The organism is Dehalococcoidia bacterium (genome assembly GCA_025054935.1).
Taxonomy (GTDB): domain Bacteria; phylum Chloroflexota; class Dehalococcoidia; order SpSt-223; family SpSt-223; genus JANWZD01.
Genome location: JANWZD010000010.1, coordinates 42,906 through 61,480 on the forward strand (window position 1 = coordinate 42,906; position 18,575 = coordinate 61,480).

13 protein-coding genes and 2 tRNA genes are annotated in these 18,575 nt (G+C 66.0%); 8 read left to right on the forward strand and 7 right to left on the reverse strand.

Annotation, left to right across the window (positions count from 1 at the left end; all coding sequences use genetic code 11):
* Window positions 1-172: 172 nt before the first annotated feature.
* A complete protein-coding gene (selB, locus tag NZ773_11340; GenBank protein MCS6802518.1) occupies window positions 173-2,065 on the forward strand; it encodes a selenocysteine-specific translation elongation factor in 1,893 nt (630 codons plus the stop codon).
* Here the strand turns inward: selB and NZ773_11345 are convergent.
* Window positions 2,062-3,204 carry an acyl-CoA dehydrogenase gene (locus NZ773_11345; protein MCS6802519.1) on the reverse strand — a complete coding sequence of 381 codons (1,143 nt, stop codon included), beginning with the start codon at window positions 3,202-3,204 and terminating at the stop codon, window positions 2,062-2,064. The genes selB and NZ773_11345 overlap by 4 nt on opposite strands.
* Before the next feature lie 48 nt (window positions 3,205-3,252).
* Window positions 3,253-4,293 (reverse strand): S1C family serine protease, encoded by a 1,041-nt coding sequence (locus tag NZ773_11350; protein MCS6802520.1) that lies wholly within the window; start codon window positions 4,291-4,293, stop codon window positions 3,253-3,255.
* A gap of 296 nt (window positions 4,294-4,589) precedes the next feature.
* Between NZ773_11350 and NZ773_11355 the strand changes: the two genes are divergently transcribed.
* The 4 genes from NZ773_11355 (at window position 4,590) to NZ773_11370 (ending at window position 6,648) form a co-directional block, all read left to right on the forward strand.
* The gene (locus NZ773_11355; GenBank protein ID MCS6802521.1) at window positions 4,590-5,360 is read left to right on the forward strand and encodes a site-2 protease family protein; all 771 of its coding nucleotides are present in this window, start codon (window positions 4,590-4,592) and stop codon (window positions 5,358-5,360) included.
* Between the two features lie 49 nt (window positions 5,361-5,409).
* Window positions 5,410-5,482: transfer RNA gene (locus NZ773_11360), tRNA-Ala, on the forward strand.
* Between the two features lie 4 nt (window positions 5,483-5,486).
* Window positions 5,487-5,572 (forward strand) — tRNA-Leu (locus NZ773_11365).
* A gap of 170 nt (window positions 5,573-5,742) precedes the next feature.
* Window positions 5,743-6,648 carry a LysR family transcriptional regulator gene (locus NZ773_11370; protein ID MCS6802522.1) on the forward strand — a complete coding sequence of 302 codons (906 nt, stop codon included), beginning with the start codon at window positions 5,743-5,745 and terminating at the stop codon, window positions 6,646-6,648.
* Between the two features lie 6 nt (window positions 6,649-6,654).
* Here the strand turns inward: NZ773_11370 and ligA are convergent, their stop codons facing one another.
* Window positions 6,655-8,727, reverse strand: coding sequence for an NAD-dependent DNA ligase LigA (gene ligA, locus NZ773_11375; protein ID MCS6802523.1), 2,073 nt, complete (start codon window positions 8,725-8,727; stop codon window positions 6,655-6,657).
* Between the two features lie 134 nt (window positions 8,728-8,861).
* Here ligA and NZ773_11380 point away from each other — a divergent pair, with 134 nt between their 5' ends.
* Complete coding sequence (locus NZ773_11380) at window positions 8,862-10,031, forward strand: acyl-CoA dehydrogenase family protein (protein ID MCS6802524.1); 1,170 nt, start codon at window positions 8,862-8,864, stop codon at window positions 10,029-10,031.
* Window positions 10,032-10,166: 135 nt separating this feature from the next.
* On the opposite strand, the gene NZ773_11385 is transcribed toward NZ773_11380, so the two are convergent.
* Entirely contained in the window at window positions 10,167-11,120 is a 954-nt protein-coding gene (locus tag NZ773_11385; protein MCS6802525.1) for a zinc-dependent alcohol dehydrogenase family protein, read from the reverse strand.
* A 75-nt stretch (window positions 11,121-11,195) separates the two neighbouring features.
* Between NZ773_11385 and ribB the strand changes: the two genes are divergently transcribed.
* Window positions 11,196-11,876 carry a 3,4-dihydroxy-2-butanone-4-phosphate synthase gene (gene ribB / locus NZ773_11390; GenBank protein MCS6802526.1) on the forward strand — a complete coding sequence of 227 codons (681 nt, stop codon included), beginning with the start codon at window positions 11,196-11,198 and terminating at the stop codon, window positions 11,874-11,876.
* Window positions 11,877-11,903: 27 nt separating this feature from the next.
* A complete protein-coding gene (locus NZ773_11395; protein ID MCS6802527.1) occupies window positions 11,904-12,698 on the forward strand; it encodes an inositol monophosphatase in 795 nt (264 codons plus the stop codon).
* A 51-nt stretch (window positions 12,699-12,749) separates the two neighbouring features.
* Here NZ773_11395 and glgB read toward each other — a convergent pair whose 3' ends face one another.
* From glgB to NZ773_11410, 3 genes are all read right to left on the reverse strand, one after another.
* Entirely contained in the window at window positions 12,750-14,936 is a 2,187-nt protein-coding gene (gene glgB / locus NZ773_11400; GenBank protein ID MCS6802528.1) for a 1,4-alpha-glucan branching protein GlgB, read from the reverse strand.
* A gap of 100 nt (window positions 14,937-15,036) precedes the next feature.
* Window positions 15,037-16,785, reverse strand: coding sequence for a thiol reductant ABC exporter subunit CydC (gene cydC, locus NZ773_11405; GenBank protein MCS6802529.1), 1,749 nt, complete (start codon window positions 16,783-16,785; stop codon window positions 15,037-15,039).
* Window positions 16,782-18,536: an ABC transporter ATP-binding protein/permease gene (locus tag NZ773_11410; GenBank protein MCS6802530.1), complete on the reverse strand. Its 1,755-nt coding sequence runs from the start codon at window positions 18,534-18,536 to the stop codon at window positions 16,782-16,784. Before NZ773_11410 ends, cydC begins: the two co-directional genes overlap by 4 nt.
* Between the last annotated feature and the right edge of the window lie 39 nt (window positions 18,537-18,575).

An 18,575-nucleotide genomic window follows, 5' to 3' on the forward strand; every position in this document is an offset into this window, starting at 1 on the left:
TGGCGAAAGGTGGTGATATCGAGGGGCGGCGTGGCGGTAGCGTCGAGGGGAAGGGCTGGCCGTCTCTCCAGAGCGGCGGTCACTCCCGTTGCCGCGCCGTCGGCGCACCAATCATACCGCAACCTGCGCGCCCACCGGTCCGCCAGCGTATACTCCGGGGCGGAGCGCAAGCATGTTCGTGCTCGGCACTGCCGGCCACGTCGACCACGGCAAGTCAACCCTCGTCCACGCGCTGACCGGCATCGACCCGGACCGCCTTCGCGAAGAGAAGGAGCGCGGCATGACGATCGACCTCGGCTTCGCCTGGCTGACCCTGCCGAGCGGACGCGAGGTGAGCATCGTCGATGTGCCCGGCCACGAGCGATTTATCAAGAACATGCTCGCCGGGGTCGGCGGGATCGACCTCGCGCTGCTCATCGTCGCCGCCGACGAAGGGGTGATGCCGCAGACACGAGAGCACCTCGCCATCCTCGACCTGCTGCGTGTCTCCAACGGCATCGCGGTGATCACGAAGAGCGACCTTGTCGACCCAGAGTGGCTCGAACTCGTGGTCGCCGACGTCGAAGAGATGCTCCGCCCGACCTCGCTCGCCGGCGCGCCGATCCTCACGGTCTCCGCAGTGACGGGAGCCGGGCTGAACGAGCTGAAAGCCGCTATCGATGCGCGGCTGAGCCTGCACGCGGCGCGCGCCGACCGCGGCCGGCCGCGTCTCCCGGTCGACCGGGTGTTCACCATCGCCGGTTTCGGCACCGTCGTCACCGGCACACTGATCGATGGAACGTTCGCTGTCGGCGATGAAGTCGAGATCGTCCCGAGCGGACACCGCTCGCGCATCCGCGGCCTGCAGATGCACCGCACGAGGATCGACCGGGCCCTCCCTGGCAGTCGGGTGGCGATCAATCTCGCGGGCCTCGCGACAACAGACCTCCGCCGGGGCGATCTCGTCGTCCGACCCGGCTGGCTTCAGCCAACAACCGCCTTTGACGCGCGGATCCGTGTGCTCGGCTCCCTCGAGCGGCCGCTCCGGCACAATAGCGAGGTGACCCTCCACCTCTACTCGAGCGAGGTTGGAGCGAAGGTGCGCCTTCTCGAGGCTGACGCGCTCCTCCCGGGGGAAACCGGCTGGGCGCAGCTCCGGACCGCCGCCCCGATCGCGGCCACGAAAGGCGACTTGTTCGTCATCCGCTCTGCCAACGAAACCCTCGGCGGGGGCGAGGTCGTGGACGTGCACGTCAAGCGCCATCGCCGGCGAGACCCGCGCACGATCGAGCGGCTCGCCGCCCTCGAGCGCGGCAGCGAGCGCGACTTCCTAGTCCACCTCGTGCGCTCGCGAGAACCTGCCGAGATGACAGAGGTGCTGAAGCGGACGCCGCTTCCGCCGCAGGCGGCCGAGCAGGCCCTCGCGGCGGCGGTCGGCAGCGGCGACATCCGCGTGCTCGCCGGACGGCCGCTCGGACCAGGCACGTTCCTTATGTCAGAAGCTGGCTGGCGCGCGCTCCGCGACCGCGCGTGCGAGATCGTCGCGAACTACCATCGGCTGTTTCCCTTGCGCGCCGGCATGCCCCGCGAGGAGCTGCGCACGCGTCTCGGTATCGGAGCGAAGATGTGGCCCGACACGCTCGCCGAGCTGATCGCAACCGGAGGCGTCGCTGAGAGCGGCTCGCTCGTTCGGTTGCCGAGCTTTGCGCCAACTCTCTCTCCGGCGCAGCGCAACGCTGCTGAGCGCTATCTCGCTGCGCTGCGCGCTTCTCCCTACGCTCCCAACGCCGCTCCGCCCGACGACCCGGAGCTGCTCAGCTATCTCGTCGAGAGCGGGCAGGTGGTGCGGGTTGCCGAGAATGTCATCTTTGCGGCGGAGGCGTACCGCGAGCTGGTAGAAGGCGTGGTTGCGCACCTGCGCGAGCACGGCACGATCACCGTTGCGGCGCTGCGCGATCGGTTTGGCACCAGCCGAAAGTTCGCTCTCGGCCTCCTTGAGCACCTCGACGAACGACGGATCACGCGGCGCCAGGGCGATGCCCGCGTCCTGCGCGATCCGTCGGCCAATCGGGGAGAGAGAAGCTAACGGCTGAGCGTATCGCGAGCGATGACGATCCGCTGCACTTCGCTCGTCCCTTCGTAGATCTGGGTGATCCGGGCGTCGCGATAGTAGCGTTCGACGGGAAAGTCGCGCAGGTAGCCGTAGCCGCCATGGATCTGGATCGCCTTTGAGGTGATGAACTCGGCCACCTCGCTGGCGAACAGTTTAGCCATGGACGTCTCGGCAGAGTGCTTGAGGCCGCGATCGTGCATATCTGCCGCGCGGAGGGTGAGCAGCCGCGCGGCTTCGAGCCGCGTGCGCATGTCGGCCAGCATGAACTGAATCGCTTGGTTGTCCGCAATCGGCCGCCCAAACTGCCGCCGCTCTCGGGCGTAGGAAACTGCCGCTTCAAAGGCGGCTTGGGCGATCCCAACCGCTTGGGCGGCGATCCCGATGCGACTCGAGTCCAAGACCTGCATCGCGATCTTGAACCCCTCGCCCTCCTCGCCGAGGCGGTTGCTCGCCGGCACGCGCACATTCTCAAGGGCGAGCGCGGCCGTGGAGGAGCCGCGAATGCCGAGCTTCTTCTCCACTTTCAGCACAGTGTAGCCCGGCTGGTTAGTCTCAACGATAAACGCGGTGATGCCGCGCGACCGGAGCTCCGGATTGACCGTCGCGAACAGGATCATGGTGTCTGCCCGGTCGCCGTTCGAAATGAACTGCTTCGTTCCCGTGATGACGTAGTCGTCGCCGTCGCGGCGAGCGCGAGTGCGGAGCGAGGCAGCATCTGAGCCCGCTTCCGGCTCAGTCAGCCCATAACACCCGAGCCGTTCGCCGCGAGAGAGCGCCGGCACATAGCGCCGCTTCTGGTCCTCGTTGCCGAACGCCCAAATGACATGATTGCAGAGCGACAGCGTCACAGCATACACCGTGCTTGTGGAAGCGCAGCCGCGCGCGATCTCTTCAATCGCGATGGCGACCATCGTGCTGTCGCCGTCGCTGCCGCCGTAGGCGCTGGGAATTCCGAGCCCAATCAGGCCGAGGTCGGCGATCTTCTTGAGATTGGCCTCAGGGAAGCGGGCGTGCTCGTCGATCTCGGCAGCAGTGGGAGCAATTTCGCGGTCGACGAATTCCCGAACGTTGCGCTGGAAGAGCTGCTGCTCCTCGGTAAGGCGAAAATCCACGGCGATCTCCTTGCCGAGCGGCGGCCGATTGAGACGGCGCGTTAAGGCTCAGGGCGCTTCGCTAAGCGTCAGCTTGACGCGGACGCGCTGCCCGTCCGCTTGCGCACGATACTCGACCACAACCTGCTCGCCGACGGCGCGCCGAGCGAGCAGCGAGTCAAGGTCGTCAAGCGTCGCGACGGGAACGTCGTCCACCGCGATAATGATATCGCCGACCTGCAATCCCGCAGCAGCAGCAGGCGAACCGTCAGGAACGCGGGTTAGGAGCAGTCCCCGCGTCGGGTCGCCGTCGTGGCTCGCTGCGACACCGAAGACGCCGAGCGTCGGCCGGATCACCCGGCCGTAGGCGATGAGTGAGTCGATGACTGGCACCACGCGGCTGACGGGAATGCTGAAGCTCGTTTCGGTTCGACCGAGCCGCCGCGTCAGGATCGCCGCATTAATGCCCACCACCATGCCAGCTTCGTCAAGGAGCGGCCCTCCGCTATCGCCTGGATAGAGCGGAATGTTCGAGCGGATGAGGCCCGCAAGCTCGACCTCCCCCGCGAAGATGCGGCTATCGAGCGCGATAATGGCGCCCGCCCGCGCTGCTGGGGTTTCGGGCTGGCCGACGGCATAGCCGATCGCGACAACTTCTTGCCCGATCGTTAGCGCGTTGGAGTCGCCAAAGCGAAGAGGCGCGATCCCGTCGACCGCAACGCCGAGCACCGCGATGTCCGACCGTGTATCCCGCCCGATGAGGCGGGCATCGTGCCGAGAGCCGTCAGCGAGAGTGACGACAAAATACTCGCCGTCGACAACGACATGATTATTCGTCAGGACATGCCCGCGCTCATCGATGATCATGCCGGAGCCCTGCCCAACCAGGATCGGCTCTGGAGCGCCGGGCAAGTCGACGTAGGCGAAGACCCGCACGACAGCGGGACGAGCAGCCTGCGCGATGGCCATTGCATCGATCCGGCCTTCGACTCCCCCCACCCTAGGCGCTGCCGCCGGGAGCGCAGGAAGCCACCGCGCCTCGGTGCCGAATGGTTGGCTGAGCAGCACCGTGCTGGTGATCAATGCAACGGCAACGCGATTGCGAAGCACCCGCGCGTTCCTCATCACACGCCTGCAGCGGTTCTCCGGCGTGTGGGCGAACTGTAGCGCGTTCCTCGCTCATCCGCAAGGCAGGGGAGAAGCGAGAAAAAACCACTGGCAGACCGTTATCCCCGCCAAACGATCTGCCAGTGGTTGCCGTGGGAAGCGTGCGCGAAGCGCCCAACAAAAATGGCCGAGCGTTATCTGCTCGGCCATCATCACCGTGCTTCGCGCCACCGTCAGCGCTGCTCTAAGCCTAGGCGAAATCGCTGTGGCTGTCAAGGTGCTGGCACACTCGGCCGGCGATGAGCTACCTTCCTGCCATGCTTCTGCGCGTGCTCGCCGAGTATCTGCGGGATCCGGCGGCGGCCTCCCGTTTCCTGCCTGTGCTCCCCGACATTATTCTCCTCTCCCTTATTTCGCTCCTCATCGGGCTGACGATTCACGAAACGTCGCACGCGTTCGTGGCCGACCGGCTGGGCGACCCGACCCCCCGCCGTGCTGGCCGCCTCAGTTTGAACCCGTTCCGTCACCTCGACCGCACGGGGACGCTGCTCCTGCTCGTTGTCGGCATCGGATGGGGGCGGCCTGTTCCGATTGATCCCTTCAAGCTGCGGTTCGGACCGCTCCGCGGCCCCGCGATCGTGGCGCTTGCCGGTCCGCTTTCCAACCTCGCTCTCGCCTCGCTGCTCACGCTGCCGATCCGGCTCGATTGGGTGAAATGGCATTCCCCGGACTTTTATCCCGTCCCGTTCGCGAGCCTCGACCCGGCTTGGGTGGTAGCCGATGTCTTGGGATACCTCATCTTCTTCAACCTGATGCTGGCCGCCTTCAACATCGTGCCGATCGCGCCGCTCGATGGCTCCCGCCTCTTGGGCTTCTTCCTGCCGCAGCGCGCGCTTCCGCTTCTCCAACGCTACGAACTGGTCGGCCCCGCGCTCCTCGCTCCCCTCATCTTGCTGCTGCTCGCGCTTGACCTGATCACCGGCGGAGCCCGGCTCGCCGGACTGATCGCCCCGCTCGCCAACCTCCTCGCGATGGTGATTGTCGGACGCCCGATGCTCCAAACCTTCTGAGCCCGCAGTTGCGGCCGACAGCGGATGCCGGGTATACTTTTGCGCCCGCGGGGATGTAGCTCAGTTGGGAGAGCGCGGCGTTCGCATCGCCGAAGTCAGGGGTTCGAGTCCCCTCATCTCCACCGCGCCGAAGTGGCGGAACGGCAGACGCGCTACGTTCAGGGCGTAGTGTCCATACGGGCGTGAGGGTTCAAATCCCTCCTTCGGCACCAGCCCCGCAGGAATACCGCCGGCGGGGTTTTTCTACGCCCAACGCGTTCTCCGCTCTCGCTCGCGCGCTGCCCGTTCCCATGCGCTCAGTTGCGGCGGGCGCTTTCCGGTTGCCCCCTCGCTCGGGAATGCGCGTGATATCATCGGCGCAGCAGCACTTGGCGAGGAAGGCGTGGACCTTCGGCTGATCGAGGCGTTCGTGGCTGTCGCGCGCCACGGAACGTTGACCAAGGCGGCCGAGGAACTGTATCTCGCCCAGCCGTCGGTCACGGCACGCATTCAGGCGCTCGAGAACGAGCTCGGCCAGAAGCTTCTCACCCGCAGCCGCCGCGGCGTCGTGCTGACGGAGGCCGGGACGCGGTTTCTCCGCCATGCCGAGCGCATCCTGCGCGAGATCGACGAAAGCCGCAAGGAGCTCGCGGACCTGAGTGCCGGCCGGCGCGGCCGCTTGGTGATCGGCGCCGCGCCGGCCATCAGCGCCTATTTCCTTCCGCCGATGGTCGTCCGTTTTGCCAAGGCGAATCCCGACGTTGAGCTGTCAATCCGCACCGGCCACTCCGAGGACATCCTTCGTCTCGTTCTCGACGATAGCGTCCATCTCGGGCTGGTGCGCCGTGTCGTCCATCCCGCGATCGACTCCTATCCCGTCGCCTACGAAGAGCTCGTCCTCGTGGCGCCGCCGGGACACCGCTTCGCCGCCGAGCGCGAGATCTCTATCACCGAACTGGCGAACGAGGGCCTTGTGCTGTTCGACCGGACTTCGCGCTGGCACGAGCTGACATGGGCGCTGTTCGCCGCCCAAGGAGTGACGCCCCGAGTGCGCCTCGAGACCGATAACGTCGAAACGGCAAAACGGATGGTCGAGGCCGGTCTGGGGGTCGCGCTGCTCCCTCGCGTTGCGGTCGAGCGGGAGATCGCCTACGGCTCCCTCGTCGCCGTTGTTCTCGCCGACACGCCGCCTGTCCGACGCGAAGTGCTCGCCATCCGCCGCCGCGAAGCAGGGCTGACCTGGCCGGTTCAGGCCTTTCTTATGGTCCTCCCCGGCCGGGGCCAAGAGCTGTTGCCCCAAAGCGAGTAGAGCGCGCTATTTCCCCTCTCGCTCGAATGTCCTCTGCTCCCTGAGAGGTGAGGAGGGCAGCGACATGCCGTGCTCGGCGAGGAGGGCAAGAAACTCCGCTTCGGTGAGGCGGCGCGTGCCGTACTCGGCAGCCTTCGCCAGTTTGCTTGCGCCGGGGTCGCGCCCCACCACGATTGCGGTGGTCTTCTTCGAGACCGAGCCCGAGACAGTGGCGCCAAGCGAGCGCAGCGCCGTTTCTGCCTCTTCGCGCTTCATCGAATCGAGCGTACCGGTCACTACCCAGGTCTGGCCTTTGAGCGCGCCGCCGAGCGGCCGCCGTTTCGTCTCGCCGCCAGTCACTCCGAGCGCGGCGAGCGCATCGATCAGGGCAGCGTTTTGAGGGTCGTCGAAGAAGGCGCGGATCGCGGCCGCGACCTTGGGACCGATCCCCGGAACCTGCTGCAGCTCTTCGACGGAGGCGCGGCGCAGTTCCGCGAGCGTGCCGAACGACTCGGCGAGATCCCGCGCCGTCGCCTCGCCGACATCGCCGATCCCAAGCGCAACCAACAGCCGCGGCAGCGGCCGAGTTTTGCTCGCCTGAATGGCCTCGACAAGTTTCGTCGCCGAAACGTCGGCAAACCGCTCCAGCCGCACCAACTGGTCGACGGTGAGACGGTAGAGGTCTGCGGCAGTGCTGACGAGCCCGGCGTCGCGCAGCTGCTCGACCCGCTCCGGTCCCAGCCCCTCGATATCCATCCCGGCCCGGGAGGCGAACCAGATGACGCGCTGCAGCGCCTGCTCGGGACACCCCCACGTGTTCGGACAATAGACCCCCACCTGACCGGGGTAGCGGACCACCGGCGTTCCGCAGGAGGGACAGCGGTCAGGCATCACGAAGGGGCGTTCCTCGCCCGTCCGCTGGGAGGGAAGAGCGGCGACAACTTGCGGGATAACTTCGCCCCGCCGCTCAACAACGACCCGGTCGCCGATCATCACCCCCAGCCGCGCGATCTCCTCTTCGTTGAACAGCGAGGCCGCACTGACTGTCACGCCGCCGATGCGCACGGGTTCGAGGACGGCGCGCGGGGCGAGCTGTCCCCGCCGCGTCACCTGAATGGCGACGTCAATGAGGCGCGTCTGGCCTTGCACAGCAGGAAACTTGACCGCGATCGCCCAGCGCGGTTCCCGGTCGCGGGCGCCGAGGGCAAGCTGCTGGGCGAAGGAGTTCACCTTCACGACAACCCCATCCGCCTCGAAGGGGAGAGTGTCGCGGCGCTCGCGCAGCCGTTCTGCTGCCTCCCAAACGGCGGCAAGATCGGGACAGAGCTGAACATCCGGCGCAACGTGGAAGCCAAGCTCGCGCAGCCGGTCGAGCAGTTCGATCTGGGTCGCGGCGCCGAGTTGGGCAGGCTGAACGGCCGCATACGCGAAGAAGGCGAGCCCCCGGCTCGCTGTCAGCGCGGGGTCTTTCTGGCGCAATGAGCCGGCTGCGGCATTGCGCGGGTTTGCAAACGTCCGTTGTCCGGCAGCAAGCTGCGCCTGATTCAACGCCTTGAAGGCAGCGCGGGGGAGATAGACTTCGCCGCGAATATCGAGCCGCCCGGGAACGGCGCTCCGCAGCCGAAGCGGGATCGTGCGGATTGTGCGCAGATTCGCCGTCACATCTTCGCCGACAGCGCCATCCCCGCGCGTCGCGCCCTCGACCAAGACGCCGTCTTCGTAATGCAGCGAGACCGCAAGCCCGTCGATCTTCGGCTCGACGCAGTATGCCGGCGCTGCGCCGAGCAGATTAACGACACTGCGCGCCCACGCCTCCAATTCCTCCCGGCTGAAGACATTGCCCAGCGACAGCATCGGTGCGGCATGGGTGACGGGCTGGAACTGACTGGACACCTTGCCCCCCACCCGCTGGGTCGGCGAGTCGGGCGTGATCAGCTCGGGATGAGCGGCTTCGAGCTCGCGCAGCTGCCGAAGCAAGGCGTCGTACTCAGCATCGGAGAGGAACGGGTCATCCAGCACGTAGTAGGCGTGGTCTGCCTCCTCAATGCGGGCACGAAGCCAGGCAATCTGCTGCTCGACCGATTGCTTCTCCTCGCTCATGCTCTCCTCGGTGCTGCTCAGTTCTCTCTGTTCTAGCAGACCGAGCGCCGGCCCGCCCGAAAGTAGCGCCGCGAGTTGACGCGGCTCAGGGTGTATCCTGAGAATGGGGAGAACGTGACGAGGGAGAGTGCAGGATGGATTTTCAGTTCACGCCAGAGCAGCAGGCATGGCGCCGCGAGGTGCGCGAGTGGCTGCTGGCCGAACTCGGGCCCGACTACGACGGCGGCGACACCGAGACCCCCGAGGGCCGCGCCGAGATCAAGAAATTCCTCAAGAAGCTCAGCAGCCGCGGATGGCTTGCGATCGGCTGGCCGAAAGAGTACGGCGGCGGCGGCAAGACGGTCATCGAGCAGATGATCTTCAACGAAGAATATGCCTACTGGCGCGGTCCCTATGCCGGCCCTGGCGTTCACTTTGTCGGCCCGGCCTTGATCATGCACGGTACCGAGGAGCAGAAACGGCAGCACCTCCCCGCGATCGCCAACCACGACGTCATGTGGTGCCAAGGGTTCTCCGAACCGGGCACCGGCTCAGACCTCGCGTCGCTCCAAACGCGCGCCGTCGAAGATGGCGACGACTTCGTCGTGAACGGCTCAAAGATCTGGACGTCGTTCGGCCACTACGCCGACTGGTGTTGGCTCGCCGTCCGGACAAACCCCGAGGCGCCCAAGCATCGGGGCATCTCCCTCCTGATGGTCGACATGAAGTCGCCGGGAATTACCGTCCGGCCGATCATCGATATGGTCGGGCGGCATCACCTTAACCAGACGTTTTTCGACGACGTGCGCGTCCCGCGCGCCAACCTCGTCGGGCCGAAGGACATGGGATGGTACGTGATGACGACGACGCTCGATTTTGAGCGGTCGCTCGTCTCTAGTTCTGCAGTGGCGCGCCGCACCCTCGAAGACCTCGTCAAATACGCCAAAGAGACGGTCGGCCCCGACGGCCAGCCCCTCGCGAAGGACCCCGTGATCGCGGCCAAGCTTGCCCAGCTCGCGATCGAGATCGAGGTGGCCAAGCTGTTCGCCTACTCCACTGTCTCGGTCCAGATGCACGGCGGCGTGCCGAACAAAGAGGGCAGCCTTTCGAAACTGTGGAGCACCGAGCTGACCCAACGGCTGTACGACGTGGGGCTGCAGGTGATCGGCCCCTACGCGCCGCTGCGCCAGGGAAGCAAATGGGCGGCAATGAAGGGCAAACTGATCGATCTGCGCCTGTTTGCCACGAGCGCCACGATTGCTGGCGGCACCTCAGAGATTCAGCGCAACATCATCGCAGTCCGCGGCCTCGGGATGCCGCGATAACTGTCCGAGGAGCAACAATGATCGACACGTCGGTTGTGAAGACGATCGACCTCTTCATGTATTTCATGATCGGTTTTTCGCTGCTTGCGATTGCGGGCGTGCTCTGGTCGTTCAAATGGGGAGATAAGAACTAGCTCAGGGCCGCAGCACGACCTTGCCGACGCGCCCTGCTGAGAGTGCGAAGCGGCAGGCCGCCTCGACGGCATCGAGTGAGAATGTGCGGGCGACGACGGGCGCAAGCGTGCCGGCACTCAGATAGGTGAGGGCGAGCGCGTAGACCGCGTCCCGCTCCGTTGGGGCAGCGTTCTCCAGCCAGCGCTGAAGCCAAAAGCCGCGCAGCCGCTTCTCTCCGTAGATAAGCGAAGCCGGGTCCACCGCGCACGGGCGCCCAGACAACATTCCATAGACCACCACCTCCCCTCCCGGCTGCACCGCCTCGAGGCACGTTTGGGTCCACTCCCCCGCCACCGCATCGAGGGCAGCGCGGAGCGGCACTCCCGCAGGGACCGGCCACGCCGGCCAGACCGTCACTGCTTGGTAGCCAGGCGGCGGCGCGCCCTCGCGGCGAGCGACGCCATACAGCCGGAGCCCCGAGACCGCCGCCAGCTGGCCGAGCGCGAGGCCAGTGTTCGAGCGCGGCGCAGTGACGAGGATCGCCTCGCCTTCGGCACAGCCCAGCGACTCCATCAGCACCACCGCTGTCAGCGAGGTCAGAAGCGCAGCGCCCGCCTGATCATCGGAAAGCCGCTCTGGCGTCCTGAGGAGGGACTCTGCCGGCGCGACGACAAGGCTGCGCCACGTTCCTTGGCCGCGCGCCGCCCCCAAGGCGAGGATCACGCGCTCGCCGACGCAGGGCTCCTTCACTCCTGCTCCAACCGCGAGCACCACTCCTGCCGCCTCGAGGCCGGGCGTAGCGGGCAGGGGAGGACGAACGCCGTAGCGGCCGGCGATCATGGCGAGGTCCGCAGGATTGACGCCCGCGGCGACAATCCGCACCACGGCTTCGCCCGGCCCAGGCACCGGGTCCGGCTCCTCGACGACGCGCAGCACCTCCGGTCCTCCAAAGCGATCGAAGCGGACAACACGCATCTGGCTTCCCTCGCGCCCGAATTCGCGCGCAGTCGGGCCCCATGCTAGACTTTCGCGAAGTTCCGGAGGTACTGAATGTCCAGAAACCACCGGGAGGCGCCGTTCGCGTCCATCTCCGAAGCACTCGCCGCCTTCCGTCAGGGCCGCATGGTGATTATCGTCGACGACGAAGACCGGGAGAATGAAGGGGACCTCTGCCTCCCCGCCGTCGCCGTCACCCCAGAAGCAATCGCCTTCATGGCACGGCATGGCCGCGGGCTGATCTGCGTCCCTGTCCGCGGCGAGCAGCTCGATCGCCTCGGCGTTCCTCTCGCCCGCCGCGAGCTCGACGCCGGTCGAGCGCTTGACCAGCCGAATTTCGCCCTGCCAGTCGACGCTGCCCGCGGGATCGGCTCCGGGATCTCTGCCGCCGATCGCGCTACCACGATCCGGGTTCTGACTGACCCGACCTCAGCGCCGGACGATCTCTGCTGTCCCGGCCATGTTTTCCCGCTCCGCTATACCGAAGGGGGCGTCCTCCGGCGGCGAGGTCAGACTGAAGCCTCGATCGACCTTGCCGTTCTCGCGGGCCTTCCTCCTGCTGCCGTGATTTGCGAGGTGATCAACGACGACGGTACGGTCGCGCAGCTCGACGACCTCGCCGCGCTGTCGCGCCGCTTCTCTCTTCCGATCGTCACCGTACAGCAGATTGTCGACTATCGGCTGAGCGGCATCTGGCCCCTTGACGCAGAGGCCCCGATCGCTCTCGTCAGCTAGACGCTACGCTTCCCTCAAGGGAGGCGCATGAACCCACTTGCGATCGCACTCGACGCCGCCGCGGCGGCAGCGGAGCGGCTGCTTGCGCTGCGCGGCCGCATCAGCGAGTATGCCACCAAGGTGAACCGCACCGATCTTGTCAGCGAGGCGGACCTGACCGCAGAGCGGACGATCGTGGAGATCATCCGGCGCCACGCGCCGCGGCATGTCATCGTTGCCGAGGAAGGTGCGGGCGGGGGCGACGATGACACCCATCGCTGGTATATCGATCCGCTCGACGGGACGACGAACTACCTGCACGGCCATCCCTTTTTCGCTGTCTCAATCGCCTACGCTCGGCGGGGCGAACTGGTCGCAGCCGTCGTCCATGCGCCCGCGCTCGGAGAGGTGTTCGCTGCCGAGCGCGGCGCAGGGGCGACGCTGAATGGCCGGCAGATTGCGGTAAGCAGCACCCCGGACCTGAGCAGCGCTATGCTCGCAACCGGCTTCGCCTACACGCTGCCCGAGCGGCTTGCGAACGTCTCGCTTTGGCGCGCGTTCCTCGAGCGCGCGCTCGCGCTCCGCCGCGATGGCGCCGCCGCCATCGACCTCGCTTATGTCGCGGCGGGCCGCTTCGACGGCTATTGGGAATGGCCGCTCAACGCTTGGGATGTGGCAGCTGGGCTGCTGCTCGTTGAGGAAGCTGGCGGGGTGGTCACCAACTATCGCGGCGGGCCGATCGATCTCTCCCGTCCTGCCACTGTTGCCAGCAACGGCCGCATCCACGCCGCGCTGCTTGCGGTCATCGCGGAGACGCTGCCGGCAATGCCAGTCGCGCCGTAGTGCCGCTTGCGGGTGTTGGGTAACCCAACAGCCGCAAGCGGCCCCGCGCGCTCAATCAGGCTTCAGGATAAGAACGGCAAGCGGCGGCAGCGTCAGGCGCACCGACCACTCACGGTGGTGGGCGGGGATAGGCTCGGCAGTGACGCCGCCGAGATTCCCGACATTGCTGCCGCCGTACACCTCGCTGTCGCTGTTGAGCAATTCGCGATACCGGCCAGGTCCTGGCACGCCGAGGCGATAGCCGTGGCGGGGCAGCGGCGTGAAGTTGAAGACGAAAAGGAGCCACTCCTCCGGGTCGCGAGCTTTGCGGAAGAACGAGATGACGCTCGAGGCGGCATCATGGAAGTCGAGCCACTCGAAGCCGGTCCACTCAAAATCGACTTCGTGAAGCGCCGGCTCGGTCACATACAGCCGGTTCAGGTCCTCGACGTAGCGCATCAGCCCGCGATGCATCGGCCAGTCGCGCAGCGCCCAGTCGAGTTCGCGCGCCTCCGACCATTCCAGCCATTGGCCGAGTTCGCCGCCCATGAACAGCAGCTTCTTGCCGGGATGGCCATACTGCAGCCCGTAGAGCAGACGGAGGTTCGCAAACTGCTGCCACCAGTCTCCCGGCATTTTGCCGATGAGCGACCCTTTGCCGTGGACAACCTCATCGTGCGAAAGCGGCAAGACAAAATGCTCACTGAAGGCGTAGATGAGCGAGAACGTCAGTTCATTCTGGTGGAACGCCCGATAGAGAGGATCGCGCTGGAAGTACCGCAGGGTGTCGTGCATCCACCCCATGTTCCATTTGAGCGAAAAGCCGAGCCCGCCTTCAGCGACAGGACGCGTCACCATCGGCCACGCGGTCGACTCCTCGGCGATTGTGAGCACGTCCGGATATTCGCTGTGAACGACCTCGTTCATCGTCTTGAGGAAGGCGATCGCCTCTAGGTTCTCATTGCCTCCGTACTGGTTCGGGATCCACTCCCCCGGCTTGCGGGAATAGTCGAGGTAGAGCATCGACGCGACCGCATCAACCCGAAGCCCGTCGATGTGGTATTCACGCAGCCAGTACAGCGCGTTTGAGAGCAAAAAGCTGCGGACCTCATTGCGGCCAAAGTTGAAGATGAGCGTTCCCCAATCAGGATGCGCCCCGCGCCGCGGGTCGGCATGCTCATACAGGTGCGTGCCGTCAAACCACGCCAGACCGTGACCATCCCGCGGGAAATGACCGGGCACCCAATCGAGGATCACCCCGATCCCATGCTGATGGAGATAGTCAACGAAATACATGAAATCGTGCGGCGTCCCGAAGCGGCTGGTCGGCGCGAAATAGCCGGTGACTTGATAGCCCCATGAAGCGTCGAGCGGATGCTCCGCGATCGGCAGCAGCTCGACATGGGTGTAGCCGAGCCGCTTGACATGCTCGACGAGCAAGTGCGCCAGCTCGCGATACGAGTAGAAACTGCCGTCCGGCTTGCGACGCCACGATCCAAGATGCACCTCGTAGATGCTGATAGGGGCATCAGCACCTTGGCGCGCAGCACGCTCTGCCATCCAGCGCTCGTCATGCCAGACATACCCGCGCAGGTCAAAGACAATCGAGGCGGTCTTCGGACGCACCTCGGCGAAGACCCCGTAGGGGTCCGCTTTTTCCAGCGACCACGGGCTGCTGTTCGGCAGGATGCTGTACTTGTAGCGTGCCCCGACACCGACCCCGGGAATAAACAGCTCCCACAGGCCGGAGTTGCCGACATGCTGCATCGGGTTGGCGATGGGATTCCACCCATTGAAGTCGCCCACGACCGAGACGCGACGCGCGTTCGGCGCCCAGACGACGAAGTGAGTGCCCGCGACGCCCTGAACGACACGGGGATGCGCGCCAAGGTGTTCATAGGCACGGCGATGACTGCCCTCGTTGAAGAGATAGCGGTCGAAATCGCTCAGGAGCGAGGGAAAGCGGTACGGATCGTCGATTCGGCGAACTGTTCCGTCGGGATAGCAGACATCGAGCTGATAGCGCCCGACGGGCGAGCCGTTGACAACGACCTGAAAGAATCCCTCGGCGCGAATCCGCTCGAGCTCGACCGGGATCCCGTCATCCTGAACAAGGCGGACGGCGCTCGCCCCCGGCAGCAGCGCGCGGATGACAGTTTTCCCTTCCTCGTAGGGGTGCGGCCCCAGCACGGCAGCAGGCGCGCCATGCTGGCCCTGCAAGAGCGCAGTGATCTCAGGTTCGGGGGGCAGCGCCGTCACAGAGCCGTCCTGTCGGCGCGCGGGCAGCGCTCCTGCCCCGCGCGTCCGGTTGCTGGATCACCGTATTCTACCTTTCCTTGCGGTCCGGTTCGCCAGCAGGCTAGGTCAAGGCGCCGACCGCCCGCTGGCTCGCCAGCAGCCGCGCGTAGGCGCTTTCCCGCTCCAGCAACTCCTCGTGCCGGCCGCTCGCAACTACCCGGCCCCGGTCCAGCATCACCACCCGGTCAGCCGCTTGGATCGTTGAGAGGCGATGGGCGATCACGAGGGTCGTCCGCCCCGCCATCAGGCGGGCGATCGCCTCGCGGATCAGCCGCTCGTTCTCGGTGTCGAGGTTGCTCGTCGCCTCATCGAGGATGAGGATCGGCGCATTCTTCAGCAGGGCCCGGGCGATGGCGATCCGTTGGCGCTGCCCGCCCGACAGTTTCGCACCCCGCTCCCCGACCACCGTGTCATACCCCTGCGGCAGCGAGAGGATAAAGTCGTGGATATTCGCATCGCGCGCTGCCTGCTCCATCTCCGCCTCGGTCGCGTCGGGCCGCCCGAGCTTGATGTTCTCACGGATCGTAGTGTTGAACAGGTAGTTCTCCTGCTGGACAATCGCGATCCGCTTCCGGAGATCATCGAGCGGCAGCTGACGGATGTCGACGCCCCCAATCCGGATCACGCCGGATTGCGGATCCCAGAAGCGGAGCAGGAGGCTGGCGCACGTCGATTTGCCCGCTCCTGAGGGACCGACCAGCGCAACCGTCTCTCCCGGCTGGATTGAGAAAGAGACCTCCTGCAGTACTGGAGGCTCATCGGGGTAGTAGGCAAAGGTCACCCGATCAAACTCGACTGCCGGCGTCAGCGGGCCAGGCGACTCATGCACCAGTTCGCGGACCAGCACCGGCTCGTCAACGACCTCGAAATAGCGCCGCGCCGCCGCCGTGATCTGGTTCAGATTTTTCGCCACATCCGCGACATCCAGCACGGCGCGGAAGGCGGTGAAGACGAGCATCAACACCAGCGGAAGCAGCGAGGTGGCCAGCTGCCCAGTTGCGACAAGCGCCATCGCCGTCAGCAGCACTGCTACTCCCCCAAGGCCGACCACCACATCGGTCGCGCCGAGGACGCTGCCCGTGAACGCGGCGTTCTTGATCTGCGCGCGCACAAGTGCGCGGCTCTTCTCTTCCACCTCTCCCGCCCGAGCGTCGGCACGGCCGAACGCGATCAGTTCGCGCAGACCTTGAATGCCATCAACGATGTGGGCTGCCACTTCCGCCTGCCGCTCGCGAACGGTCCGAGCGAGCGGGATGCCGACGCGCCAGCCGACGATCGGGATGACTACAATCAGCGCGAGGAAGGGAAGCAGGACGAGCATCAGCGGCAGCGCAACAGCCGCCAGCACTCCCAGCACCACGACCGAGAGGACAGCCGCAATCGTCGAAGGAACGAGCGCCCGCGAATAGAACGGCTGAATCTGGTCGACATCGGCCATCACCATCGAGACAATGTCGCCACTGCGCCGCTTCACGGTGTACGCCGGCGCCAGCGGTTCGAGGGCATGGTAGGCATCAGCGCGGAGGGCAGCCGTGAGCCCGACCGCAACCCAGTGGAGATACCACTGGTCCAGCCAGTTCAGGACTGCCTTCAGCAGGGCGAGCGCGGCGATCACGGTCAGCGCCGTGCCGAACTCGGTCGTCTGGCCGGTCGCGATCGCGCCGACGAGCAGCGCTGTTGCGGCCGCGAGCGCCAATCCCGCGCCCTGATTGAGCGTTGAAATCCCAAGCGCGACGATCATCAGCGGCCAGCGGTCGCGCAGCCGAAGGAGAAGCCGAAGCAGCACCGGCAGCGAACGGCGTTCAGTCATCGCACGCCTCCTCCAACTTCTTGGGGCGCCGCAAGCTGGCCTGCAGCAACAAGCCGGGCATAGACGCCGCCGGCAGCGAGCAGGTCGGCATGCCGCCCCTCTTCCACGAGACGCCCCTGCTCAAGGACGAGGATTCGGTCAGCATCGGCGACAGTTGAGAGGCGGTGCGCGATGACGATCGTCGTTCGGCCCTCTGCCAGCCGCCGCAGTGCCTGCTGAATGCTCTCTTCGTTCTCAGCATCAACGCTGCTTGTCGGCTCATCAAGCAGGAGAATAGGAGCATCCTTGAGCAGCGCCCGCGCGATCGCGATCCGCTGACGCTCACCGCCCGAGAGCCGCATTCCGCGCTCGCCCACGACCGTCTCGAAGCCGTGGGGCAAGCGCTCAATGAAGTCAAGCGCATTGGCCGCCTCCGCTACCGCGCGCAGTTCCTCCATCGTCGCCTCGGGCTTGGCGAGCCGAAGATTGTCTGCCACCGTGCCGTGGAAGAGGTAGGTATCTTGGCCGACATAGGCAAATCGCGCGCGGAGATCGTCGAGCGCCAGCTCGCGGAGGTCGACGCCATCCAGCAGCACGCGCCCGCTCGTCGGGTCAAAGAAGCGCATCAGCAGGTGGAGCGCCGTCGTCTTGCCGGCGCCAGACGGGCCGACCAGAGCGACAGTTTCGCCCGGCTCGACCCGGAAGGAGACGTCAACGAGCGCGGGGCGCGCCCCCCGGTCGTAGGCAAAGCTGACCCGCTCGAAGGTGATCGCCGGCTGACGCGCAGGAAGGGAACGCGGCGCAGCGGGAGGCGTCACTTCTGGCTGCTCATTGAGGATGGCGAAAATGCCCCGGGCCGCGGCGACGCCCGTCTGTCCCTGATGAAACAGGCCGGCCAGTTCGCGGATGGGGCGGAACGCTTCGTTCGAGAGCAGGAGCACGATGACGAGAGCGCCCGGTCCGAGCGCGCCATTCGCTGTCGCCCAGGCAGAGAAGACGACCGCAGCAGTCGCCCCGCCAGTCACCACGAGGTCCATCACGCCCGCAACTCCGAAGTTGACTGCGAGCAAGCCGCCGAGCGACTTTGCCACCGCATCCGCTGCGGCGCGGATCTCGCGGCCGCGGTCCTTACTCCGCGCAAACGCCTTCAGCGTTGGCAGCCCTTGGAGGCTGTCCACCATCAAGCTGGAGAGCATCCCGAACCGCATCCAAAACAGCCCGCCGAGCCGCCCCGTCAGTTTCATAAATGCCGCCGGAGCGACGAGGGCGAGAACGATGCAGGCCGCGAGGATCAGCGGGAGCATGGGGTGAAGGGTGAAGAGAAAAGCCATGATCCCCAGAGGGGCGAGGACAGTAACGACGAGCTGAGGAAGATACTTGCCGTAATACACTTCGAGCGCCTCGACGCCATCGACCGCTCGCGAGAGCAGGTCGCCCGTCTGCCGGCGCTCGAGGTATCCCGGGCCGAGCGTGACGAGATGACGGTAGAGCCGAGTGCGCAGGCGCACCTTGACGCGCCCCGCGATTGAAGCGGCCAAGATCTCTTTCCCGGCAAGAAGTCCACCCCGAGCGACGACAACAACCGCAGCGGCGAAGACAAACGGCATCGCTGCAGCGAGCCCGCTGCCGGCGAACAGCACGCCGATCGCCTGACCGAGCAACGCGAGCGAGGCAATGGCCGCGATGGTGCCGAGGAGACCAAGCAGCATAGTCGCGACAATCCGAAGGCGAACGCCCTCGGCGAGCCGAAGCAGCGCCGGATCGATATGCACGGTGCCCCCTTAATGTCAGTCCTGACACGCAGTATAGCA